The organism is Hymenobacter gummosus, assembly GCF_003970915.1.
In the GTDB taxonomy this organism is placed as follows: Bacteria; Bacteroidota; Bacteroidia; order Cytophagales; family Hymenobacteraceae; genus Solirubrum; species Solirubrum gummosum.
Genome location: NZ_RXOF01000036.1, coordinates 1 through 318 on the forward strand (window position 1 = coordinate 1; position 318 = coordinate 318).

Annotated in this window: 1 protein-coding gene; it reads left to right on the forward strand. The window is 70.8% G+C overall.

The window, feature by feature from the left end; all coding sequences use genetic code 11:
• Positions 1-62 precede the first annotated feature (62 nt).
• A partial coding sequence (locus EJV47_RS27755) for a DnaJ domain-containing protein (RefSeq protein ID WP_165903959.1) occupies positions 63-318 on the forward strand: 256 nt, incomplete at its 3' end.

Below are 318 nucleotides of genomic sequence, written 5' to 3' on the forward strand. Positions count from 1 at the left end.
CTGTGTACTTTATGCCGCCGGGGCTTCGTTCACCACCTGCTGCCGTTCAAACCACACCACCGATGTCCGATTACTACCGATTGCTGGGCGTACCCCGGGCCGCCACCCCCGCGGAAATCAAGCTCGCCTACCGGGAGCTGAGCGAGCAGGCGGCCGATTCCGAAGCGGCCCGGGCCCGTCAGCAGGCCGCGGCCGAGGGCCTGCCCACCCTCACCGACCCCGCCCTTCGCCGGGCCTACGACGAGTGGCTGCGCCAGCAGCCCGACACGCGTCCGCCTGCCATGCGCGCCCGCGACGAGGAGCGGGAACAGCTGGTCG